The organism is Rubrobacter marinus (assembly GCF_011492965.1).
Taxonomy (GTDB): Bacteria; Actinomycetota; Rubrobacteria; order Rubrobacterales; family Rubrobacteraceae; genus Rubrobacter_F; species Rubrobacter_F marinus.
This window is the reverse complement of sequence record NZ_CP045121.1, coordinates 3,870,563-3,892,571: the sequence shown is the minus strand read 5'-3', so window position 1 is coordinate 3,892,571 and position 22,009 is coordinate 3,870,563. Positions and strand designations below refer to the sequence as shown.

Annotated in this window: 20 protein-coding genes and 1 pseudogene; 15 read left to right on the top strand and 6 right to left on the bottom strand. The window is 70.2% G+C overall.

Annotated elements, in window-relative coordinates; genetic code table 11:
• Positions 1-42: 42 nt before the first annotated feature.
• Positions 43-1,479, bottom strand: coding sequence for a PfkB family carbohydrate kinase (locus GBA65_RS19985; protein ID WP_166398043.1), 1,437 nt, complete (start codon positions 1,477-1,479; stop codon positions 43-45).
• Complete coding sequence (locus GBA65_RS19980; RefSeq protein WP_166398042.1) at positions 1,476-2,636, bottom strand: HAD-IIIA family hydrolase; 1,161 nt, start codon at positions 2,634-2,636, stop codon at positions 1,476-1,478. Before GBA65_RS19980 ends, GBA65_RS19985 begins: the two co-directional genes overlap by 4 nt.
• Positions 2,637-3,008: 372 nt before the next feature.
• Here GBA65_RS19980 and GBA65_RS19975 point away from each other — a divergent pair, with 372 nt between their 5' ends.
• From GBA65_RS19975 to GBA65_RS19960, 4 genes are all read left to right on the top strand, one after another.
• Complete coding sequence (locus GBA65_RS19975; protein ID WP_166398041.1) at positions 3,009-3,362, top strand: hypothetical protein; 354 nt, start codon at positions 3,009-3,011, stop codon at positions 3,360-3,362.
• 46 nt (positions 3,363-3,408) lie between these two features.
• Positions 3,409-4,977 carry an ABC1 kinase family protein gene (locus GBA65_RS19970; protein ID WP_166398040.1) on the top strand — a complete coding sequence of 523 codons (1,569 nt, stop codon included), beginning with the start codon at positions 3,409-3,411 and terminating at the stop codon, positions 4,975-4,977.
• Positions 4,978-5,073: 96 nt separating this feature from the next.
• Positions 5,074-5,733 carry a protein kinase domain-containing protein gene (locus GBA65_RS19965; protein ID WP_166398039.1) on the top strand — a complete coding sequence of 220 codons (660 nt, stop codon included), beginning with the start codon at positions 5,074-5,076 and terminating at the stop codon, positions 5,731-5,733.
• Positions 5,649-6,908 carry a PASTA domain-containing protein gene (locus GBA65_RS19960; protein ID WP_166398038.1) on the top strand — a complete coding sequence of 420 codons (1,260 nt, stop codon included), beginning with the start codon at positions 5,649-5,651 and terminating at the stop codon, positions 6,906-6,908. The genes GBA65_RS19965 and GBA65_RS19960 overlap by 85 nt, the downstream gene beginning before the upstream one ends.
• Positions 6,909-6,971: 63 nt before the next feature.
• Here the strand turns inward: GBA65_RS19960 and GBA65_RS19955 are convergent, their stop codons facing one another.
• The gene (locus tag GBA65_RS19955; RefSeq protein ID WP_166398037.1) at positions 6,972-8,060 is read right to left on the bottom strand and encodes a tartrate dehydrogenase; all 1,089 of its coding nucleotides are present in this window, start codon (positions 8,058-8,060) and stop codon (positions 6,972-6,974) included.
• 200 nt (positions 8,061-8,260) lie between these two features.
• Here GBA65_RS19955 and pckA point away from each other — a divergent pair.
• Together pckA and GBA65_RS19945 are read left to right on the top strand one after the other, a co-directional pair.
• Positions 8,261-9,857 (top strand): annotated as a pseudogene (gene pckA, locus GBA65_RS26885) (phosphoenolpyruvate carboxykinase (ATP)).
• Between the two features lie 103 nt (positions 9,858-9,960).
• The gene (locus GBA65_RS19945) at positions 9,961-11,247 is read left to right on the top strand and encodes an ArsB/NhaD family transporter (RefSeq protein ID WP_166398036.1); all 1,287 of its coding nucleotides are present in this window, start codon (positions 9,961-9,963) and stop codon (positions 11,245-11,247) included.
• A gap of 14 nt (positions 11,248-11,261) precedes the next feature.
• On the opposite strand, the gene GBA65_RS19940 is transcribed toward GBA65_RS19945, so the two are convergent.
• Positions 11,262-12,554, bottom strand: coding sequence for an ArsB/NhaD family transporter (locus GBA65_RS19940; RefSeq protein ID WP_228281497.1), 1,293 nt, complete (start codon positions 12,552-12,554; stop codon positions 11,262-11,264).
• A 55-nt stretch (positions 12,555-12,609) separates the two neighbouring features.
• Here GBA65_RS19940 and GBA65_RS19935 point away from each other — a divergent pair, with 55 nt between their 5' ends.
• Positions 12,610-13,101: a CBS domain-containing protein gene (locus tag GBA65_RS19935; RefSeq protein ID WP_166398035.1), complete on the top strand. Its 492-nt coding sequence runs from the start codon at positions 12,610-12,612 to the stop codon at positions 13,099-13,101.
• Between the two features lie 66 nt (positions 13,102-13,167).
• On the opposite strand, the gene GBA65_RS19930 is transcribed toward GBA65_RS19935, so the two are convergent.
• Positions 13,168-14,046 carry a manganese catalase family protein gene (locus tag GBA65_RS19930; RefSeq protein WP_166398034.1) on the bottom strand — a complete coding sequence of 293 codons (879 nt, stop codon included), beginning with the start codon at positions 14,044-14,046 and terminating at the stop codon, positions 13,168-13,170.
• A gap of 269 nt (positions 14,047-14,315) precedes the next feature.
• Between GBA65_RS19930 and GBA65_RS19925 the strand changes: the two genes are divergently transcribed.
• The 3 genes from GBA65_RS19925 (at position 14,316) to GBA65_RS19915 (ending at position 16,004) form a co-directional block, all read left to right on the top strand.
• Positions 14,316-14,915, top strand: coding sequence for a helix-turn-helix domain-containing protein (locus GBA65_RS19925; protein WP_166398033.1), 600 nt, complete (start codon positions 14,316-14,318; stop codon positions 14,913-14,915).
• Positions 14,916-15,133: 218 nt separating this feature from the next.
• Positions 15,134-15,574 (top strand): flavin reductase family protein, encoded by a 441-nt coding sequence (locus GBA65_RS19920; protein WP_207956381.1) that lies wholly within the window; start codon positions 15,134-15,136, stop codon positions 15,572-15,574.
• A gap of 91 nt (positions 15,575-15,665) precedes the next feature.
• Positions 15,666-16,004 carry a cupin domain-containing protein gene (locus GBA65_RS19915; protein ID WP_166398032.1) on the top strand — a complete coding sequence of 113 codons (339 nt, stop codon included), beginning with the start codon at positions 15,666-15,668 and terminating at the stop codon, positions 16,002-16,004.
• A 95-nt stretch (positions 16,005-16,099) separates the two neighbouring features.
• Here GBA65_RS19915 and GBA65_RS19910 read toward each other — a convergent pair whose 3' ends face one another.
• The gene (locus GBA65_RS19910) at positions 16,100-17,308 is read right to left on the bottom strand and encodes a D-alanyl-D-alanine carboxypeptidase family protein (RefSeq protein WP_166398031.1); all 1,209 of its coding nucleotides are present in this window, start codon (positions 17,306-17,308) and stop codon (positions 16,100-16,102) included.
• A 115-nt stretch (positions 17,309-17,423) separates the two neighbouring features.
• On the opposite strand from GBA65_RS19910, the gene GBA65_RS19905 reads away from it, so the two are divergent.
• The 5 genes from GBA65_RS19905 (at position 17,424) to GBA65_RS19885 (ending at position 21,995) form a co-directional block, all read left to right on the top strand.
• Positions 17,424-18,263 (top strand): LLM class flavin-dependent oxidoreductase, encoded by an 840-nt coding sequence (locus tag GBA65_RS19905; protein ID WP_166398030.1) that lies wholly within the window; start codon positions 17,424-17,426, stop codon positions 18,261-18,263.
• Between the two features lie 110 nt (positions 18,264-18,373).
• Complete coding sequence (locus GBA65_RS19900; protein ID WP_166398029.1) at positions 18,374-19,570, top strand: serine hydrolase domain-containing protein; 1,197 nt, start codon at positions 18,374-18,376, stop codon at positions 19,568-19,570.
• 304 nt (positions 19,571-19,874) lie between these two features.
• Entirely contained in the window at positions 19,875-20,321 is a 447-nt protein-coding gene (locus tag GBA65_RS19895) for a hypothetical protein (RefSeq protein WP_166398028.1), read from the top strand.
• A 7-nt stretch (positions 20,322-20,328) separates the two neighbouring features.
• Positions 20,329-21,582, top strand: a complete 1,254-nt coding sequence (locus tag GBA65_RS19890) for a glutathionylspermidine synthase family protein (RefSeq protein WP_166398027.1) — start codon at positions 20,329-20,331, stop codon at positions 21,580-21,582.
• Positions 21,579-21,995 carry a DUF350 domain-containing protein gene (locus tag GBA65_RS19885; RefSeq protein WP_166398026.1) on the top strand — a complete coding sequence of 139 codons (417 nt, stop codon included), beginning with the start codon at positions 21,579-21,581 and terminating at the stop codon, positions 21,993-21,995. The genes GBA65_RS19890 and GBA65_RS19885 overlap by 4 nt, the downstream gene beginning before the upstream one ends.
• The last annotated feature ends 14 nt before the right edge of the window (positions 21,996-22,009 follow it).

The following is a 22,009-nucleotide window of genomic DNA, read 5'->3' as shown; positions in this document are numbered from 1 at the left end:
CTTGCGTCCCCCCGAAGAGCCGCAAGGAGCCGGCCGCGCCGCTCAAAGCCGCGCCTCCACCGGGCTCTCCGCCGCGTCCTCGTCGTCGGCCTCATCGGATGTGCGCTCGACGGGGAGGGAAGACGCCACCTCCGGCAGGACGACCGCGCCGTCGAACCCGTCCGCGTCCCCGTGGCCCTGCGCGACGAGGACGTCGAGACCCAGCCGCCGGGCGGCCTCCTCGGGACGCTCGTCGCCGAGGAGGATGACGTGATCCACGAAAGGCAGGGCCGCCAGGATCTCCGCCCTGTCCTCGATCGGCAGGACGGCGACCTCCGCGTCGGGGAGCAGGCCGACGACGAGCAGGTCCTCGAGCCCCCTGACCTCCCGGAGCAGGCGCAGGTGGGCGCGGCCCGGCGGGTCGAAGCGGCCCCCCACGAAGACGGCCTTACCCCCCCGCTCCCGCACCCGCCGCAGGTGTTCCTCGAGCCCCCCGCCGTTGCCTTCCTCCGGCCCTTTGGAGAGGTGGCGGAGCAGCTCGTCGGAGGTCACGGGCGTGGTCCCGGGCCTGAGCACCGCCAGGGTCGCGGTCTCGACCCCTAGTCGGGCGGCCTCTACGGCCCCCGCGCCGCCGCTCAGGGCGAGCGCGAAGGCCGCGAGAAAGGTGTCTCCGGCCCCGTTGACGTCCGGCTCCCCCACGGGGCGGCCCGCGACGTGCTCCACGGAGCCCCCCGGCCCCGCGACGGCGACCCCCTGCTCGGCGAGGGTGACGGCGACGACCCGGGCCCCGAGCCACCGGCGCAGGGCGCGTCCGACCTCGGCGCGGTCGACCCGGCCCGGGTCCGTCTCCACGGGGAGCTCCAGCGCCTTCTGCGCCTCCAGGTGGTTCGGGGTCGCGGCGGCGAGGCCCCTCCAGGAGAGGCGCAAGGGGCTCTTGGAATCGAGCACCACGCAGCCGTGGGCCGAATCGGCCAGGGCATCGGCGAGCCCCTGGGTCACCGTGCCCCCGGCGTAGTCCGAGACGACGACGGACTCGGAGCTCTCGGCCAGCGCGCGGGCCCTGGCGGCGAACTCGCTCTCCGCCGCGGCGGGGCGGAGCGGTCCCGTGTCGCCGGAGTCGACGCGCGCCAGGGTGACGCCGTCGGCGACGAGGCGTCTCTTCACCACCGTGGCGCGCCCTGCTTCTCTGAAGATCTCGCCGGTCTCCACCCCGGCCTCGGCGAGCTTCCCGAGGAGCTCGAGGCCCGGGTCGTCGTCTCCTATCGCGGAGAGCAGGGTCACGCGGGCGCCGAGCGCGGCGAGGTTCGCCGCGACGTTCGCCGCGCCCCCGGGGGAGGAGGTCCGCACGACCCCCGTGACGACCGGGGCGGGGGCGTCGGGGGCGAGGCGGTCGGCCCTTCCCCTCTCGAAGACGTCGAGCATCGCGTCGCCCACCACGAGGCAGCGCCGCCCCCGGAAGGCGCGCGCGAGGGCGGCGAGGTTGCGGGACCCGTCGCTCACAGGCGGGCGCCGGCGGCGCTCCCGGCCTTCTCCCCGAGCCCTCCGCCTACCCCTTCCCCGAGGATGTGGCCGACGACCTCCCGAAAACCCGCCGCGCGGAAGTCCGGGGGGAGCGGCGACGGCTCCGGTCCGACGAGGACGGTGCGGGCCCCGGCGCGCTTTCCGGCCTCCACGTCGGCGGCTATGTCGCCGACCATCCAGGAGGCGGAGAGGTTCAGCCCGTGCTTGCGGGCTGCGCGTCGCAGCATGCCCGGGGCGGGCTTGCGGCAGGCGCACTCCACGGCGTAGGGGAAAATCTCGCCCTCCGGGTGGTGGGGGCAGTACTCGAGGCCGTCGAGCGCGGCCCCGTGGGCGTCGAGCATCTTCTGGAGGCGGTCGTGCATCCTCCCGATTGCCGCCTCGTCGAAGTAGCCGCGCGCCACCCCGGACTGGTTGGAGACGAGCACGAGCTTGTATCCCGCCCCGCGCAGCGCCCGGAGCCCGTCCGCGACGCCGTCGAGCAGCTCTATCCGATCGGGGTCCGAGCCGTAGTGGCGGTTCACGATGAGCGTGCCGTCCCGATCCACGAAGACCGCCTTGTTGGAGAAGAGCGCCTCCTCGACGAGCCCGCAGATCGTGTGGGTGAGGACGAGATGCCCGGCCTGGATCGTCGCGGTGTCCGGCGCCCCTATGGTTACGGGCACGTCCATGAGCGGCCCGAGCCTGTTGCCCCCGCCGCCGAGGTAGCCGACGGTGGCGAGGCCCTTCTCGCGGGCGGCGAGCACCGCGCGCGCGACGTTCTCCGAGCTCCCGCTGGTCGAGATGGCGACGAGGACGTCGCCCGGCGCACCGAGCGCCTCGACCTGGTGCGCGAAGGCGTCGTCGTAGCCGTAGTCGTTCGCGACCGCCGTGAGCGAGGCGGGGTTCTGGTGCAGGGCGAGCGCCGGGAGGGAGGCGCGGTCCCGCTCGAACTTGCCCACGAGCTCCGCGACGAGGTGCTGGGCCTCCATCGCCGAGCCGCCGTTGCCGCAGACCAGGACCTTCCCCCCGCCCTCGTAGCAGGCAGCAATGAGCGCGGCGGCCTTCTCGGCCGCCTCGTGGGGGAAGTCCGTGAGCATCGCCCTCGCACGGGCCGCGTACCGCTCCGGCCCGTGCCCGTTTCGGGAGAGGTCGCTCATCCGGCTCCCGCCCGGGGAGCACCCGACGGCGCCACGCTGCGAGACCGGGGAGCAGCGGGGGTCGGCGGCCCGGCGGAGAAGGCGTAACCGGCCGCGCTTGCGCAGGGCGCCGGTCGGGGTATCGGGCGTTCGGTGCGCTGTCTGATGCTCATATGGGATACTCTTCCTTTCTTCTACGGGCGCTAAACTTCTTCTCAAGTCAACGGTCGTTCTCGGTCTAGTTCTGTACGAAGGCTTACGGAGCGCCCCTGGTCGCCCACCGGAGGACGGGGATTTCCGGTGCCTGCGCCCGGTGTCCCACGTTTGTTTCGGGGGAGCGCGGGGGACGTTCGTTGGCACGAAAAACGTCGGTAGACGAGAACAGGAGGGAACATGGAATCCAATCAGGTCACGCCGGAGGGGATCGACGAGACCATCTCGACGCTCGACGGGGGCTTGAGAAACCTGGCGATGAACGTCGCGCTCAACCAGATCGAGGGTTGGCGCCTCAGGCTGGAGGCGACCGGGGTTCCGGAGCTTCAACCGATCGCCGACGGTCTCGCGAGGCTCCAGGACAACCTGACCTCGGACGGGGTGGACCCCGGGACGGTGGGCGGCATCCTCACCGACCTCGGAGACCAGGTCCGGGGCCTCGCCTCGACCGAGATCGGCGGCCCCGTCTCCGGCAGGCTCGAAGCCCTCGCCAGCATCCTCTCGGACGAGGGACGCCGCCTCTCGGGCTCCTGAGCCCCGCCGCCCTGGTACAGAGCCCACCGAGAAGAAGGAGCGCGAGTTGACGTCCGACGACGCAAGCCCAGGCCAGGGAGAACGCGACCCCGCTGCGGCCCCGTCCACGGGCCCGGGAGACCCCTGGCAGGGGCTTCGCGCCTCGGGGGAGGTGTTCTCCCGGGCCGCCGTGCGCTCCGGCGAGGAGGCGCGGGCCGTCTTCGAGGCCATGGTCGGGGGCGGGGACGCGGCCGGCGCGGTCCTGCCCGCCCGTCTCGCGGATTTCTACCGGGCGCAGGCCTTTCTGTGGACGGGGGCCGGGTTCGCGGCGGGCGAGCGGCTCGGGCGCGCGGTGCCGGGGTTCTCGCCGGCCGTCCGGGGCGTGCTGTCGCAGCGCGCGCTGGTCCTGGGCGTGATCGCGGCGGACCTGTGGACGGGGTATGCCGCGCTGCGCGAGCGGGCGCGGTGGTTCCCCTGGCTCGTGCGCGACGAAGACTGGACGCTGCAGCACCGGCGGGGGGCGGTGCGCCTGCTCGACGCGGCCGGCTCCCTCGGGGGGACCCTGATCAAGGCCGGCCAGTTCGCCTCGACCCGCCCCGACCTCCTCCCCACGGCCTACACCCAGACCCTATCGAGGCTCCAGGACCGCGTCGAGCCGCAGCCGTGGCCGGTGATAGAGGGGGCGGTCTCGCGGGAGATCGGGGGGCCCATCTCCGGCGCCTTCCGGAGCTTCGAGCCGGAGCCGATCGCCGCCGCCTCCATAGCCCAGGTGCACCGCGCCGTCCTCGCCGACGGACGCCCCGTGGCCGTGAAGGTCCAGTACCCCAATATAGAGCGTCTCATAGAGGCGGACCTCTCGGCGCTGGAAGGGATCTTCGAGGCCATCTCGCGGCTCGAACCCAGCGTGCGCCTCGGCCCCATACTCGAGTACCTTCGCTGGACGCTGCCTCTGGAGCTGGATTTCGTGCGCGAGGCGGGGGCGATAAGGAAGCTCGGACGGGCCCTCGGCGACCGCGGGGACGTCGCGGTGCCCGGGGTGATCGAGGGGTTGAACACGCAGCGGCTGCTCGTCATGGAGCTCGCGGAGGGGGTCAAGATCACGGACCGCGAGGCCCTGGTCCGCGCCGGCATCGACCCGAAGGAGGTCGCCGAGAAGCTCGTGGACGCCTACGCCGAGCAGATCTTCGGCCGCGGCGTCCTGCACGCCGACCCGCACCCCGGCAACCTCCTCGTCCGCCCCGGCCCGGACGGTCCCGTCCTCGTGCTGCTGGACCACGGCCTCACCGTGGAGGTTCCCGACGGCCTCGCCGAGTCCCTGCGAGCCATGATCCTGGCGCTCGAGGAGGGCGACCTCGACGCGCTGACCGCGGGCCTGGAACGGGCCGGCCTGCGCCTCGGTCCGGAGGTCGATCTGGAGACCCTCCTGGGGCTCGTCGGCGTCCTGCTCGGCGGCGAGCGGACCGACGGGCCGGGCGACGTCGGGGAGCTCGGGCTGAAGCTAGGCGCGAGCGTCGGGAGCATCCCCGTGGAGCTACTGCTCATGGGCCGCGCCATCGGCCTGCTCGACGGCATAACCCGCGGGCTCGACGAGGACCTGGACACGGTGGGCATAGTGGCCCGATACGCCCGGGGCTAGCCTCCCCGACGGACGTCCGCTACATCTTTCGGGCCATTTGCGCGGGTACGCGACCCCCAGAGGTGTCCAGACGAAACCGTCGGGTATAACGCTTGTATGCAGCAGAAACTTCTGAACCGTCGCTACGGTATCTCCGGCCTGCTCGGCACGGGAGGCATGGCGAAGGTCTACCTCGCCCACGACGACGTTCTGGGCCGCGACGTGGCCCTGAAGGTGCTCAGGGAGCAGTACGCGGAGAACGAGGAGTTCGTCGAGCGCTTCAGGCGCGAGGCGCAGGCCGCGGCGAGGCTCTCGCACCCCAACATCGTGGCGACGTACGATCGCGGTCGCTCCGAGGACGGCTCCTACTACATCGTGATGGAGTACGTCTCGGGCGGGACGCTCAAGGACAGGATTGTGCGCGGCGGTCCCCTGGACCCGGATCGGGCGGCGGAGCTGGCGGCGCAGATCGCCGGGGCGTTGGGCGCGGCCCACGATCGGGGCGTCATCCACCGCGACGTGAAGCCCCAGAACGTGCTGCTCACCCACTCGGGGGACGCCAAGGTTACGGACTTCGGCATCGCCCGGGCCGCCTCGGAGGCCTCCCTCTCGGGGACCAGCGTGATCCTGGGGACGGTGAGCTACATGTCCCCGGAGCAGGCGATGGGCAGGACGGTGGGCCGCAGAGCGATTTGTACTCCCTCGGCGTGGTGCTCCACGAGATGCTCACCGGCGGGGTGCCCTTCGAGGCCGAGACGCCGATGGCCGTCTCGATGAAGCACGTCAACGAGCCCCCGCCCTCCCTCCGGGAGACGAACCCCCGCATCCCCGAAGGGCTCAACGCCGTAAGGTCGAAGCTCATGGCCAAGAACCCCGAAGACCGCTACCGGAGCGCCGCAGAGGTCGCGGAGGACTTACGCCGGATCCGACGCGGCAAAGAGCCCGTCCTGGCGAGCCCCGCCCTCGCCGCGCAGGACGCCCCGACGGGCGTCTTGCCCAGGCCCCCGATCGCCGTCCAGAGCCGCCGCAGGCGGTGGCGGCCGTTCGTGTTGCGCACCGCGGCGGCCCTGGTCGGCGTATCGGGTCTCGTCGGCGTGTTCGGCTGGGGGCTCTCCGACTCCGAGGGTCGCCAGCCCGAGGACGTGATCCAGGAGGCCCGGCAGGTCGTGGCCGGGGAGAACGAGGTCTCCAGCGTGGTCGGGCTGGACAGGGTCGAGGCCCAGCGGCGTCTGATCGGGGAGGGCTTCGAGGTCGACGTCCGGATGCGCGAGAGCTCCGAGGAAGAGGCCGGCGCGGTGCTCGCCCAGTCGATCCCCGGCGGACGGGAGGCCGAGAAGGGCACGGAGGTCGTGCTCGACGTCGGCGACGGCCCGACCCCCGTCCCGGTCCCCGAGCTCGCCGGTCTCGACCTCGCGGGGGCGGAGGACGTGCTCGCCGAGGCCGGGCTGGAGGTCGGCGAGAAGAGGGAAGAGCCGAGCGAGACCGTCCCCGAAGGCGTCGTGATCGAGCAGAACCCGCCGGTAGGCGAGAAGATCGACCCCGGCACCCCCGTCGACCTCGTCCTCAGCACGGGGCCCGCAGCTCCACCCCCCGCGACGCCGGCCCCCGAGCCCCCGCCCGCCGAGGCGGCGCCCGCCGAACCCGTCGCGCCCCCGGCCGAACCCGCGCCGGAGCCCACCATCGAGCCCGTGGCGGAGCCTCCGGACGACCAGTACGAGCCCGAGACGCGGCAGTACGAGGAACCGGCGGAGCGCCCGGCGCCCGCGGAGCAGTACGACGAGCCCCCGGGGACGGCGCCGACCGCCGTTCCGCCGGCTGGAACGCCGGCGCCGGCAGGGGTCTACGTGGAGCCCGGGGCGGCGTACGTAGGCCCCGCCCCTCCGCCGGAAGACGGTGAAGAGTCCGAGGGGGGCGAGTTCGAAGGCGAGGAGCTCGAGGGGGGCGAGGACTAGCCGACCGCCGGCGGTCCTCCCGACGAGAGCTCCGACGGCCGGGCGCCGCTTCGAGCGGAGTCCCTAGGCCCCTTGCGCGTCCTTCAGGCGTCCGAGCACTGCCTGCGTGACCTCCTCGGTCGAGGACTCGCCGCCGAGGTCGCGGGTCCGGGCGCCGTCGGCGAGGGCCCCTTCGAGGGCGTCGAGGACGCGGGTGCCGGCCTCGGCGTGGCCGGCGTGCTCCAGGAGGAGGGAGGCCGCCCAGATCGCGCCTGCCGGGTTCGCGATGCCCTGGCCCGCGATGTCCGGGGCGGAGCCGTGGATCGGCTCGAAGAGCGAGGGGTAGGTGCCTTCGGGGTTGAGGTTGGCGGAGGGCGCGATGCCGATGGCCCCGCTGATCGCCGCCGTGATCTCGGAGAGCAGGTCTCCGAAGAGGTTCGAGCCCACGACGACGTCGAAGCGCTCGGGGTTGAGGACGAGCCGGGCGGCGAGGGCGTCGGCGTGCATCAGCGTGGCCTCGACCCGCGGATACTCCTCGCCGATCTCTCGAAAGATCTCGTCGAAGAACGGCATCGTGATGCTGATCCCGTTCGACTTCGTCGCCCCAACGAGACGCCCGCTCTTCTCGGTGGCGAGCTCGTAGGCGTAGCGCACCACCCGCTCGACGCCGCGGCGGGTGAAGATGCTCTCCTGGACCGCGATCTCGTGCGGCGTCCCCTTGTAGATCCTGCCGCCCGAGTCCGAGTACTCGCCCTCGGTGTTCTCCCTGACCACGGTGATGTCCAGGGCGCCGGCGTCGGCCGCGCGCAGGGGGCCCTCGACGCCCCTCAGGAGGCGGGTCGGGCGGAGGTTGATGTACTGGTCGAAGCGGCGGCGGATGGGGAGCAGGAGGCCCCAGAGGGAGACGTGGTCCGGGACGGTCGGCCAGCCGACGGCCCCCAGGTAGATCTCGTCGAACCCCGAGAGGGTCTCGATCGCGTCCTCGGGCATCATGCGCCCGTGCTCGAGGTAGTACTCCGAGCCCCACGGGAACTCCTCGAACTCCAGCCCTACCGAAGGATCCACCGCCGCCCGCATGACGGCGACGCCGGAGGAGATCACCTCCGGGCCGATGCCGTCGCCCGCGATCACCGCTACCCGGGTCGTGCCGTTCGAGCCCCTGGACTGCGCCAAAGCACCCCTCCGTCCGCTCACGCCTACCGAACCGGCCGCAATATAGCACAGGGGTACCGCGGGTCCGGGGCGGCGGGGCGTACGGACCGGCCCCGTTTGGCGGCGAGCCGGGCGCGGGTAGAGCCGGGTTGCTAGACTGAAGACGACGCGGGATCGTACGCCGCACCTGGGATTGAGCTGGGCGAAAGGGACGTTAGGGAATGGACGTAGCTGCGCGCAAGTTGACGTTGGAGCGCCTGGGCCTGGCGCATTACGGGGCGGTACACGAAAACCTGCCCTCCGCCCGCCTTGTGGAGGCCGCCGTCAGGCGCCGCGAGGGCATGCTCGCCGAGAATGGGGCGCTCGTCGCGAAGACCGGCAAGCGCACCGGACGCTCGCCCAAGGACAAGTTCATCGTCGAGGACGACCTCACGCGCGACAAGGTCGACTGGGGGGCGGTCAACAAGCCGTTCTCCCCCGAGGCCTTCGAGGCTATCCTCGACAAGGCGACGACCTACCTCGGCAACCTGGAGGAGCTGTACGTCGTCGACGCCTTCGCCGGGGCCGACCCGAGGTACCGCCTAAACGTGCAGGTCGTCACCGAGTACGCCTGGCACGCCCTCTTCGCGCGCCAGCTCTTCCGCCGCCCCTCCCGCGAGGACCTCGAGGGCTTCGAGCCCGAGTGGACCGTCATCAGCGTCCCGGGCTTTCTCGCAGAGCCCGAGGAGGACGGGACGGCCTCCGAGACGTTCGTCGCGGTGGACTTCTCCCGCAAGGTCGTCCTCATCGTGGGCACGGGCTACGCCGGTGAGATCAAGAAGAGCATCTTCAGCGTACTGAACTTCGTCCTGCCGACCGAGCACGGCGTCTTCCCGATGCACTGCTCGGCCAACGTCGGCGACAACGACGACGTCGCGCTCTTCTTCGGCCTCTCAGGCACCGGCAAGACCACCCTCTCGGCCGACCCCGAGCGCAAGCTCATCGGGGACGACGAGCACGGCTGGTCCGACGAGGGCGTCTTCAACTTCGAGGGCGGCTGCTACGCCAAGACGATCGACCTCTCCCCCGAGAAGGAGCCCCAGATCTACGGCGCCATCCGCTTCGGCGCCGTCCTGGAGAACGTCGGGATGGAGCGCCAGAGCCGCCAGGTCGACTACGAGAACAGGCTCATCACCGAGAACACCCGCGTGGCCTACCCCTGGAGTACATAGAGAACGCCGTCCCCGACGGCCGGGGCGGCCATCCGGACGCGGTCCTCTTCCTCACCGCCGACGCCTTCGGGGTGCTCCCCCGATCAGCGCCCTCACCCCCGAGCAGGCCGCCTACTACTTCCTCTCGGGCTACACGGCGAAGCTGGCAGGCACCGAGGCGGACATGGAGAACGAGGTGGAGGCGACTTTCTCGACCTGCTTCGGCGCCCCGTTCCTCCCGCTGCCCGCAACGGTCTACTCGACGATGCTCTCAGAGAAGCTTCGCGAGCACGGCACCCGCTGCTACCTCATCAACACCGGCTGGTCCGGCGGCCCCTACGGGGTCGGGAGCCGCATCGACATCTCGGACACCCGGCGCATGGTGACGGCGGTCATAGGCGGCGAGCTCGACAAGGGCGAGACCCGCAAGGACCCGAACTTCGGCCTGAACGTCCCGGTCGAGGTCCCCGGCGTCGATGCCTCCGTCCTCGACCCGCGCCAGACCTGGGCCGACAAGGAGGCCTACGACAAGCAGGCCAAAAACCTCGCGGGCCTCTTCGCCTCGAACTTCGAGAAGTTCGAGGCCGAGGTCTCGCCGGAGGTCAAGGAGGCGGGCCCGACGGCCTAGGCCCACTCGCCCCGCATGAACCCCGTTCAGACTCCGCCGCCCGAGCCCTTCGTGTTCGGGCGGCGTTCGTTTGCGGGATGGGCGTTCGCCCCGCCGACGGTCCGTGGCTGAGGGGACCCTGCTCGCGGTCTTCGCCGTCGCCGTCTTCGTGGCGGTGCTCGTGCTCTTCGCGACGGAGAAGATCCACCGGACGCCCGCCGCCCTCATGGGGGCGGTGCTCGTCGTCGTGGCGGGGGCCATCGGGCAGGAAGAGGCGATAGAGGCCGTCAACTGGGAGACGCTGGGGCTCTTGATCGGGATGATGATCCTGGTCGGCATCCTCAGGGGGACGGGCCTCTTCAGCTACCTCGCCATAAGGAGCGCCCAACTCGCAGGCGGCCGTCCGGGGCGCATCCTGATCTACCTTGGGGTCGTTACGGCTGTGCTCTCGGCCTTTCTGGACAACGTCACCACCGTCCTCCTCATGTTCCCGATGACCCTGCTTATCGCCGACATCCTCGACGAGGACCCCGTGCCGTTCCTGCTCCTGGAGGTTATCGCCTCGAACATCGGCGGGACGGCGACGCTCGTCGGGGACCCGCCGAACATCATCATCGGGACGGCGACCGGCCTCTCCTTCAACTCGTTTATCGTCAACCTCGGGCCGCCGGTCGTGGTCGTGCTCGCCGTGACGCTCGCCATCCTGTGGCTCGTCTGGGGGCGGAAGATGCGCTTCTCGGAGGAGAACCGGCGCGAGATCTTCGCACTCGACCCCGCCTCCTCCATCCAAGATAAGGGCCTGCTCCTGCGCGCGGGCGGCGTCATGGTGGCGACCGTGCTCGGCTTCTTCATGCAGGACCTGACCGGGCTCAACCCCGCCGTCGTTGCCCTCGCCGGGGCGGCTCTAGCCATGATCGTGTGCCGCTCCGACGTCGAGGAGTCTCTGAGGGACGTCGAGTGGCCCACCATCCTGTTCTTCGTCGGGCTTTTCGTGATGGTCGGAGCCCTCGAAGCCGTCGGCATCATAGGCGCCGTCGCCGACTACCTGGGCTCCGCCTCGGACTCCCTTGGGGTTACGGCCGTGACGATCTTGTGGGGGAGCGCCCTCGCCTCGGCCGTGGTGGACAACATCCCGTTCACGGCGACCATGATCCCGGTCGTCGAGGGGATAGGCGAGGCGCGCGGCTACGACGCCGCGACCCTGGAGACGCTGTGGTGGTCGCTCGCCCTGGGCGCCTGCCTCGGCGGGAACGCGACGCTCATAGGCGCCAGCGCGAACCTCGTCGTCGCCGGGATGGCCGAGCGCCACGGGCTCAAGATCTCCTTTGTCCGCTTCCTGCTCGTCGGCCTGCCGCTGACGGTCGTCGCGATCGCGATCGCGACCGCCTACGTCCTCCTGTTCCTGGTGTAGGGCCGGCGCTACGGCTAGTAGTACCTGACGAGCACGTAAACGGTAGCGATGACGAGCGAGATCAGGGTTACGGGGATGCCGTAGACGAGGAACTTGACGAACGATATCCGCTGCCCGGCACGCTCGCTCATGCCCGCCACCACGACGTTCGCCGAGGCCGCGATCAGCGTCGCGTTCCCGCCGAAGTCGGCGCCGAGGGCCAGCGACCACCACAGCGGGCGGATCTGGGCCTCGGTGAGCCCCTCGCTCTCGCCGAGCTCCTGGAGGACCGGGATCATGGTCGCCGTGAACGGGATGTTGTCTATGACCCCGCTGGCGATGCCGCTCCCCCACAGGATCACCACCGCCGCGGTCGCGCTCGTGGCGTCGAAGGCTGTGAGCATCTCCGCGATGCCCCCCACCACGCCGGTCGCCTCGAGGCCCCCGACGAGGACGAAGAGCCCGACAAAGAAGAACAGGGTCGGCCACTCGACCTCGCGCAGCACCTCCTCGACGTTGCTGCGCGCGTAGAGCAGGAGGACGGCGGCCCCGAAGAGGGCGATGGTCGCCGCCTCCAGGTGCAGCGTGCCGTGCAGAAAGAAGCCCAGGATCACGGCCCCGAGCACGATCAGGCACTTCCTGAGCAGCACGGGGTCGCGGATGGCGCCGCGGGCGTCGAGGCCCATGACGGTCTCCTCCGACGCCTCGCTCGCCTTGAGCTCCCTCCTGAAGACCAGGTACAGGTAGAGGAGGACGAAGGGCAGGGTGAGCACGACGACCGGCGCGAGGTTGAAGACGAAGTCGGCGAAGGTGAGCCCGGCGGCGCTCCCGATCAGGATGTTCGGCGGGTCCCCGATGAGGGTCGCGGCCCCACCGATGTTCGAGGCGATGACCTGCGTGAGCATGAACGGTAGCGGCGAGACGCCCAGGGCGTCGGCGATCAGAAAAGTCACCGGCACCATCAGGATGACCGTCGTGACGTTGTCCAGGAACGCCGAGAGCACCGCCGTGACGACGGCGAGCAGGATCAGTATCCGTCCGGGCCTCGCCTTCCCCCAGCGGGCGCTCTTTATGGCGAGGTACTCGAAGAGCCCGGTCTTGTCGAGGACGGCGACGATGACCATCATCCCGGCCAGGAGCCCTATCGTGTTCCAGTCGATAAACTCCGTCGCCGCCTCGCTCTGCTCGACGATGCCGAACGAGATGACGACGGCCGCTCCGAGGAGGGCGGCGACGGTGCGGTTAACGACCTCCGTGCCGACGAGCACCAGCACCACGACGAAGAGCGCCACGGCGAAGACCGCCTCCATAAGACCAACTCCCTCCACGGCCTAGACGTTCGCGCGATTATATAATCCTCCGTGCGTATACCAGGAGGTTCTCGTGAGCAGCGGTGAAGGAGCGTCCCGCCGGGGCAGCGGAAGGGACATAAAGCTTAAGGAGATCATGCATCCTGCGGTCACGATCGCCCCCGACGCGACCGAGCGGGAGGCTTTGGAGGTTCTGCTCGAGAACAACGTCCCCGGTGTCCCGGTGGTCGAGAGCGACGGGACCCTCGCCGGCTTCGTCACCGACGGCCACCTCCTGGCCTCCGCGCTGCCGAAGTACTTCGCGACGATGGACGACGTCTCTTTTATCAGCGAGGGCGCGGACGCCTGGGTCCACTACTTCACCGAGTCCGCCGACAGGCCCGTGAGCGAGGTCATGACGCGTAAGGTCTCCCAGATCGACGTCGGCAAGAGCGAGATCGTGGCCGCCCACAAGATGGTCCACGATGGCGTCTCGTCCGTCGTCGTCACCGAAGGGGGCAGGGTCGTCGGCATCGTGAACCGCCTCGACCTCTACGCCGCCATCCTCGGCCTCGACGACGGCTAGACGCACGAGAAGGGGGCCGGCGCCCGAAGGCACCGACCCCCTTCTCCTCGCGAAGATGCTTCTCGGCTAGAGCCGCTTGGCGATCTCGGCGATGTCCTCGGCGTTGACGCCGGGGGCGAACAGCGGCGGGGCCGGGTTGAGGTCGGGCACCTCGCCGCCCTCCGGCGGGCCGTCCTGGACCTCGCGCTCGGAGCCGTCGATCGCGGAGATGCCGTTCCAGATCTGGCCGATCTCCTTGTAATCTTCCGGGCTGAAGCGGTACAGGATCTTGTGGAAGCCCTTGTCCATGAACTCCCTGGCGTCCGGGTAGTTGTTGCTGTCGATCTCCGGCACCGGCAACAGCTTCGTGACGTCCACGCCGGAGAGGTCGGAGAGCGCCTTGGCGTAGGCCTCCTGATGCACGCCGCCACGCACGATGAGGTAGCCGATCATCTTGCGCGCCACCGGGTTCTGGGTGGCCTCGTAGGTCCGGATCTTGCCCATCCGGGCGCCGGACTCGAGGAAGAAGTTGTGCAAGAGGTCCAGTTTGAGGTTGCCGGAGTTGAAGACGTTCTCGCCCGTCCACGCCTTGCCGTCGGCCCCGGCCGGAATCGCGCCCAGGCCGAAGTTCATGAAGTGGTTGGGGTTGCCGGTCATCCCGCTGAAGTTCAACGGCGGCGTGACGCCGTCGGTCGAAGCCTCGGTCTGGTCGAGCAGCAGGTTGATGGTGTTGGCGACGAGCTCGATGTGCCCGAGCTCCTCGGCCGCGATGTTGGCGACGAGGTCGTAGTAGGGCCGCACCTTGCTCTTGCCGCGCATGTTGAACGACTGGTACGTGTAGTTCATGAGCGTCGACATCTCGCCGAACTTCCCGCCCAGAAGCTCCTGGACGATACCGGCCGACTCCGGATCCGCCTGCGTGGGCCTCGGAAGCTCTATCTGCAGCTTGTCTATGCGTAGAAACATACGTTCCTTTCTCGCCGCCCTGCAACTGTCGGACCCTCGCCGGGCCCCGAAACCTCGTGGAGGGCGCTCCGCCACGGAGACCTCCAACGCGCCACTCTCGGACACGCCATCACCCTGTACCCCCGGCCCTATTTTGTCAAACAGGCAATACGGACGCGAAATCACGCCGTTCGGGCCTCTTTTTTTGCCTTTGGGGCACAAGTGTTGCCCTGGTTGCAACTTTGTGGTCGGGATCACGCAGGGTGGTCTTCGGCGGTACACTCCGGGTCATGAACGGCGAGTTTAGCGACGGGTTGGGGATGGATCTGGCGACGATAGGGACGCGGCTGCGGGGTTTGCGCAGGGAGCGCGGCTGGCGGCTGGAGGACCTCGCCGAGCGGACCGGGCTCTCGAAGGCGTACCTCTCCAGGTTGGAGAGCGGGGAGCGCCAGCCCTCCCTCACTGCCCTCTTCGGGATATCCAGGGCGTACGGCGTCTCCTTCTCGGCCCTCTTCGAGCCCGAGCAGGACCCGCAGAACCTCGCCGTCGTGCGGGCGGACGAGGACGGCTTCCAGCGCGGCAACGGGCTGCTCTACTCGAAGCTCTCCAACGGCAGCATGACCTTCAACTTGCGGCCCTTGAGGATCGTGGTCCCGGCCGAGCGGGCGGGGGACACGCTGTACCAGCACGAGGGGGAGCAGTGGCTGTACGTCCTCTCCGGGAGGCTCTGCCTGGAGCTCGGGGACGAGGAGCTCGTGCTCGGTCCCGGCGACGCGGCCCACTTCGACGCGGACAACCCGCACAAGCTCTCGGCGCTCGACGGCCAGGACGCGGAGGTCATCCTCGTGGCCTGCGCCGTGCCCTACCTCCTGCTGAAGAGCTACCTGTAGCGGGCCGCGGCCGCCCGTAGAATTCGGGGATCGTTACCGGAGGGGGGGTAGGCTTTTGATCGTAGACCCGTCGGGGCTGGATCCACAGAGCGTCTACAAACTGCTCATAGGCGCGATCGTGCCGCGCCCGATCGCCTGGGTCTCGACGCTGAGCCCCGAGGGCATCCCGAACCTCGCCCCTACAGCTTCTTCAACGTCGCCTCCCGCAACCCCCGACCCTGTGCGTCAGCGTCGGCGAGCGCCCGAGCGGCGAGCCCTTCCCCAAGGACACCCTGCGCAACGTCGAGGAGACGGGAGAGTTCGTGGTCAACGTCGTCTCCCTCGCCCTCTCCAACGCCATGCACGAGTCCTCGAAGGCGCACCCGCCCAGGACCGACGAGTTCGAGGCCGCGGGGCTCACCGCGGCGCCGTGCGAGGCCGTGGAGGTTCCCAGGGTCGGCGAGGCCGCCGTGAGCATGGAGTGCACGTTAGATCGCGTGCTCCCCATCGGGACCGACAACCTCGTCCTGGGCAGGATGGTCCGCTTCCACATCCGCGACGATCTCTACGAGGATACCGGGCGCATCGACGTCGCCGGCCTCGACCCCTTAGGCCGCCTCGCCGGAAACTACACGAAGGTCGAAACCATCTTCGACCTGCCGCTGGAGGACCTCCGATAAGCGATCGGCTTCCCCCTGATGGCGGGTGAGTAAGCATCGCGGCGCTCGGGTAGGTCAGGGGACGAAACGCAAAAGTCGTATAGGAGTCGTGATGTCCGAGAACGTCGACAAGGTGAACGACGAGGGGGCTTCCCGGGGCGAGATGGGGCAGCGGTACCTGGCCTCCGGGGAGTCGGTCTCGATGCGCCTCTGGGAGAACGAGCAGCCCGGGGAGCCGAAGCCCGAGGCCGCCCGCGAGTACGAGACGGTCGGGTACGTCCTCTCGGGGAGGGCCGAGCTGCGGCTGGGAGGCGAGACGATCCCCCTGGCCCCCGGCGACTCGTGGACGGTGCCCAGAGGCGCCTCCCACACCTACAACATCCTCGAGCCCTTCACCGCCGTCGAGGCGACGAGCCCCCCGGCCGAGGTCGGCAGGCGCGACCAGCCGTAAGGGGGGAACCTCGAGGAGGTACGCCTCGGGGGGCTGAGAGGCGCGGCCGGGCGCGGCCCGTCGCGAACGGTGATGTTCGGGTCAGGCGTCCTCGGCTACTGGAAGAGCCCGCCTACCGTGTACCTCACCCTCTGCCAGATGGAGGCCTCCTCGTAGCCCTGCCGGGCGACGAGGGGGCTGCGGCCCACGCTCTGCCCCCCGATCAGGACCTCGACCTCGCCGAGCTCCTGGCCGGCGCGTGCCGAGGGGGGCGGCTCGTCCGCCGTCACCCGGCGCTCGACCTCCGTGGCCGCGTCTACCGGGCCCGAGACGTCCTCCGTGGCGACGAGCTCGACGGACTCGCCCCTGCGGTAGGGGAGGGGTAGCTCCTCGTAGGGCTCGTCGCGGGCGACGAGCGCCTCGCGGTCGTAGCGGCCGAAGCCGTGCTCCAGGATCGCCTGGGCGTCCTCGAAGCGGTCGCCGGGGGCGCCGTCCTCGCTCGCGGCGTCCAGCACGATCGCGATGTACGACTCGCCGTCGCTCTCGGCCGAGGCGGCGAGGGAGGGGCCGGACTCCGGGGAGGTGCCGGTCTTGATGCCCGTCGCGGGCTCGTAGGTGCTGAGGAGTTGGTTTGTGTTGACGATCTCGATCTCGCGGTTGTTCGTGCCGATCGTGGCCGTGGCCTGGCCCACGATCTCGGCGAACTCGGGGTACGCCAGCGCCTCGCGGCAGATCTCGGCCATGTCCCTCGCGCTCGCGAAGTTCTCGGGGGTGTCGAGCCCGGCGGGGCTCTCGAAACGGGTCTCCCGCAGCCCGAGCGCCTGGGCCTCCTCGTTCATGCGGGCGACGAACGCCTCCGTGCTCCCGTCCCCCAGGTGCTCGGCGAGGGCGTAGACGGCGTCGGTGCCCGAGGGGACCAGCGTCGCTACCAGGAGGTCCCCGAGCGTCACGGTCTCGCCGGAGATTAGGCCCACATTGCTGTAGACGAGCCCCACGTAGGACTCGGCGTCCTCGGAGACCGTGACCTCGTCGTCGAGGCTCGCCTCACCAGCCTCCACCTCCCTGAGCGCCACGAGCGCCGACATGACCTTCGTCATCGACGCGACGGGGAGTCCCTCGTCCGGGTTCTCGCCGGCGAGTAGGAGCCCCGTCTCGCGGTCGACCAGCGCCCAGGCCCCGGCCTCTATTTCGGGGGGCGCCACCACCGTCGGGGCCCCTCTTCCTGCGCCGCGGCCCCCGGGGGCGAGCAGGAGGACGAGCGCCAGCAAGAGGACCGGCGCCGGCGCCGCTCGAAGGGGTCTCGCGATGTTCCACCTCTGCCGCACGCGTTTCTCCTCCCGAAGGGTGATGAAAAGTCGGTTCTCGGGGTTATGTTATCTCGGCAAAGGCAAAAGTCGTCATGCATGGCGAGAATGCGGCACCCGGGGTCAGGAGGAGGCCATGAGGTACGGGTTTATCGTAACGTCGGGAGATCCACGCACGGTCGCGAGGCTCGCCGGGGAGGCGGAGGAGGCCGGCTGGGACGGGGTCTTCTACTGGGACGCCATCTCGGTCGGGGAGGGGATGGAGATCTACGACCCCTGGGTCGTCATGGCCACGATGGCGATGGAGACGGAACGCGTGCGGCTGGGCGCGATCCTGACGCCCCCCGCCCGTCGCCGCCCGTGGAAGCTCGCCCGCGAGGCCGCGACCCTCGACCACCTCTCCGGGGGCCGGCTCGTCATGCCGGTGGGCCTCGGCGCCCTCGACGACGGCGGCTTCGCGAAGGTCGGGGAACCGACCGATCGGAAGGTTCGCGCGGGACGGCTGGACGAGAGCCTCCGGATACTGACCGGGTTGTGGAGCGGCGAGCCCTTCTCCTTCGAGGGGGAGCACTACAGGATAGAGGAGATGATCTTCCGCCCGCCCCCGGTGCAGAGGCCGCGCGTCCCGATCTGGCCCGTCGCCGCCTGGCCGAGCCGGAAGTCCATGGACCGCGCGCTCCGCTACGACGGCCTGCTCGCGGCCAAGGTGGGCGGGAGCGCGGAGGAGCCGGGCCTGACGCCGCAGGACGTCCGGGAGATGATGGCCTACGTCGGGGAGAACCGGTCGCAGGATACCCCCTTCGAGATCGTGTGCGAGGGGGAGACGCCGGGGGACGACCCGGACCGGGCGGCCTCCGCCGTGCGTCCGCTCTCGGAGGCTGGGGCGACGTGGTGGATCGAAGCCCCCTGGTCGCCCCCGAACGAGCCCGACGACCTCCGCCGCCGCATCGCCCAGGGCCCGCCCCGCGTCGCGTAGGCCAGCGTCCCCGCAGCACGCCCGCCTTCGCGGGGTTTGACCGGGAATCTGATACGACAGTATCATCATGCCTTCACCAAGGAGCCTGGCTACTCAGGGAAAGGGATGCCATGACGGAGGCTGTGAAGGAAGGCGCGGACCGCGTGCTGCGCGGGGTCGCCGAGCGCGAGAACGGGGTGCCCGGCGTGGTCGCGATGGCGACCGACCGCGGGGGTAACTTCTACGAGGGCGCCGCAGGAGAGCGCGAGGTCGGCGGGGGCGGGCCGATGACCGCGGATACCGTGTTCGCCATCTTCTCGTGTACGAAGGCCGTGACGGGCGTGACGGTGATGCAGCTCGTCGAGGAGGGCGTGCTCGGCCTCGACGATCCCGCCAGGGAGTACGCGCCCGAGATCGCCGAGATCGGGGTGCTGGAGGGCTTCGACGGCTCCGGCGAGCCGCGCGTCCGCCCGCCGAGCTCCGACGTAACCGTGGGCCAGCTTATGCTGCACACCGCCGGCTTCGGCTACGACTTCTTCAACCACGACCTCGTGAAGTACGGGGAGGCCAGGGGCGTCCCGAGCGTCGTCACGGCGACCATGGCGTCGCTGAACTCGGTCCTGCTCTTCGACCCGGGCGAACGGTGGGAGTACGGCAGCAACATCGACTGGGTCGGCAAGGTCGTCGAGGGGGCTCGCGGCAAGCGGCTGGGCGAGGTGATGCGGGAGCGCGTCTTCGAGCCGCTCGGCATGAACGACACCGCGTTCACGATGACGCCCTCCATGCGCGAGCGCCGCGCGACGATCCACCAGCGCGGCGACGACGGGGCGCTCGTCCCGCTCTCCGGTTTCGAGCTGCCGCAGGAGCCCGAGCAGCACATGGGCGGGCACGGGCTCTACGCCACCGTCGGGGACTACATGAAGTTCATACGCATGGTCCTCAACGACGGGGCCGGCGAGCACGGGCGGGTGCTCGAGCCGGAGACCGTCGAGCGCATGGCCCGGAACGGGCTCGGGGAGATGAAGATCAAGGGCCTCCCCGGCGTGATCCCGAACCTCACCAACGACGCGGAGTTCTTCCCGGGGATGCCGAAGTCGTGGGCCTACACGTTCATGATCAACGACGAGGACGCCCCCACGGGCCGCCCGGCGGGAGAACTTGGCTGGGCCGGTCTCGCCAACCTGTACTACTGGATCGACCGCAAGAACGGCCTCGGGGGCTTCTGGGCGACGCAGATCTTCCCGTTCGCCGACCCGGTCTCGTTCACCGGATACATGGACTTCGAGACGGCGATCTACGACGCGGCGGTGCGCAACCAGGTAGCTTGAGAGCACCCCGGTCCCGGGCGAAGGGCCGGAGATCGACGCCCCGGCCCTTCACCTCCCGAAAGGCTCGCCACATCGAAGCAGAGGTTCACTAGCCCCCTCGGATACGCGCTTCAGAGGCGCTCCACAGGATCCTCGTCGAGTGTCTGCCGCGGGCTAGCTCGCGCCTGCGCGTCTCCGACCGTGCCACGTAGCCCGTCGAGTTGTGCGGCGCGATGCTCGACCGGCCCGGATGCGAAACGGAAGCCCCTGTCGGGCCGTACCTGTACAGTAGACGAGACGAAGCCCGACCGGAGTGGGGGCACCATTGACGACGCGGCAGACGGGACGAAGCGGTGATGCCGATGAGGGCTACGGCGTCGCAGGCGCAGCCCCCAGGAAGGCGCGGCGCCGCTCGGCGTCGGTCAGCCTGGGGATAACCGCCGTCCTCGCCACGACCCTCTTCGGGTGCTCGAGCTCGGAGGGGCAGTACTCGCAGGGGCAGTACTCCGGGGATGACGATGGCTACGGGGCCGTGTGCGTGGACGAGGACACGCAGCAGCGCGTCGACGACGACGTTTGCGACGGGACCAGCGGCTTCGCCTGGTACTACCTGCCCATAGGCTCCCGGGCGCTCGCCGTGGGGCAGCGGGTGAGCGGGGGCACCTTCACCCCGCCGGCGGGCGAGCAGGCCTTCCGGGGCGGGGTGCCGCGCGACGGAGGCGTCGTCAGCCGGGGCGGGTTCGGCGGCGAGTCCGGCAGCTTCGGGGGCTGAGGGCCTCGTGCGCAGGCACGACGCCCGGCCGCGGGAGGGCTGGCTCGAGATCGTGGAGGGGCAGGGGCTGACGTACGCCGTCGATCGGGCCGAGGACGGCGGCGCGCGGCCGTACTGGCACGAGGCCGCGGCGTACGAGCTCTCCGAGGAGGAGGTCGAGTACCTGGAGGGGGTGACCGAGGAGCTGCACGCGATGTCGCTTGAGGCCGCGCGGCGCATGCTCGACGACCAGGAGATCATGGCCCGCCTGGGGCTGCCGCGGGCCGCGGCGGGGCTCGTGCGAGCGGGGTTGTCGGAGCCGGACCCCTTGACGCTCTACGGCAGGTTCGACCTCGCGTACGGCGAGAGGTCTCTCGGACCCGCCAAGCTTCTGGAGTACAACGCCGACACGCCGGCCGGGCTCGTGGAGGCGGCCGTCACGCAGTGGTACTGGCTGGAGGACGTAGCCCCCGACCGCGACCAGTGGAACATGCTGCACGAGCGGCTCGTCCAGGCCTGGAAGAGGGCGGCGCCGCGCATCCCGGGTAGCGTGGTCCACTTCGCGGTGGGCGCCAGGGAGCCGAACGAGGACTGGGCGACGGTCGCTTACCTCAGGGACACGGCGCGAGAGGCGGGTTTGATCGACCTCGGCATCACCATGGAGGAGATCGGCTGGCACCACGAGAGGGAGACCTTTGTGGACACCGCCGGGCTCCCCATAAGGACCTGCTTCAAGATGTACCCCTGGGAGTGGATGCTGAGGGAGGACTTCGGGCGCCACGTCCTCGATGGCTCCCTCACGACCTGGATCGAGCCGATCTGGAAGGTCCTGCTCGGCTCCAAGGCGCTCCTGCCCGTCCTGTGGGAGATGTTCCCCGGCCACGAGAACCTCCTGCCCGCCTACTTCGACGGTCCGGGCCGCATGGACAGCTACGTGGCCAAGCCGATGTTCGGGTGGGAGGGGTCGGGCATCCGCGTCGTCCGCGACGGCGCCGAGGTGGAGGCCCGCCCGGAGCGACACGCCACAGCACAGGAGTACGTCTTCCAGCGTTTCGTCGACCTGCCCGACTTCGACGGCAGCCACCCCGTCGTGGGCACCTGGATCGTGGGCGGGCACGCGGCGGGGCTCGGTATCCGCGAGTCGGATCGCCTCGTCACCGACACGGACGCGAGGTTCGTGCCGCACTACATGGACGCGCCCCGATCCACCCCCGAGCAGGTCGCCCGGTGGCTGGCGGAGGACGGGGGAGAGCCCCGCAACACGAACGGAGGAGAGCCATGATCGCAAGCATCGTGTACGCCGCCGCTTACGCCCTCCTGGGCGTCGTCCTCCTGGTCGTCGGCTTCGCCGCCCTGGACGTACTCACGCCGGGGCGGCTCGCGCGGCACATCTGGACGGAGCGCTCCGTCAACGCCGCGATCGTCCTCGCGACGGGGTTTCTCGGGCAGGGCATCATCGTGTTTACCGCGATCTGGACGAACGGCGAGGCGGGGTTCGGGGCCGCGTTTCTCTACACAATGGCCTTCGGCCTCCTCGGCGTCTTGCTGCAGGCCGCCTCCTTCGTCCTCATCGACCTCGCCACCCCCGGCAAGCTCGGCGACGTGGTCTGCGAGGTGCCGTTCCACCCGGCCTCCCTCGTAACGGCCGCGGCGCAGATCTCGGTCTCCCTCGCCGTCGTGGCCTCCATCGTGTAGGAGGACCCGCGGGG

Excerpts from the sequence above, each read along its gene's own strand:
- GBA65_RS19980 (WP_166398042.1), bottom strand. The coding sequence starts at position 2,636 with ATGAGCGACCTCTCCCGAAACGGGCACGGGCCGGAGCGGTACGCGGCC.
- GBA65_RS19975 (WP_166398041.1), top strand. The coding sequence starts at position 3,009 with ATGGAATCCAATCAGGTCACGCCGGAGGGGATCGACGAGACCATCTCG.
- GBA65_RS19965 (WP_166398039.1), top strand. The coding sequence starts at position 5,074 with ATGCAGCAGAAACTTCTGAACCGTCGCTACGGTATCTCCGGCCTGCTC.
- GBA65_RS19930 (WP_166398034.1), bottom strand. The coding sequence starts at position 14,046 with ATGTTTCTACGCATAGACAAGCTGCAGATAGAGCTTCCGAGGCCCACG.
- GBA65_RS19925 (WP_166398033.1), top strand. The coding sequence starts at position 14,316 with ATGAACGGCGAGTTTAGCGACGGGTTGGGGATGGATCTGGCGACGATA.
- GBA65_RS19915 (WP_166398032.1), top strand. The coding sequence starts at position 15,666 with ATGTCCGAGAACGTCGACAAGGTGAACGACGAGGGGGCTTCCCGGGGC.
- GBA65_RS19905 (WP_166398030.1), top strand. The coding sequence starts at position 17,424 with ATGAGGTACGGGTTTATCGTAACGTCGGGAGATCCACGCACGGTCGCG.
- GBA65_RS19900 (WP_166398029.1), top strand. The coding sequence starts at position 18,374 with ATGACGGAGGCTGTGAAGGAAGGCGCGGACCGCGTGCTGCGCGGGGTC.
- GBA65_RS19885 (WP_166398026.1), top strand. The coding sequence starts at position 21,579 with ATGATCGCAAGCATCGTGTACGCCGCCGCTTACGCCCTCCTGGGCGTC.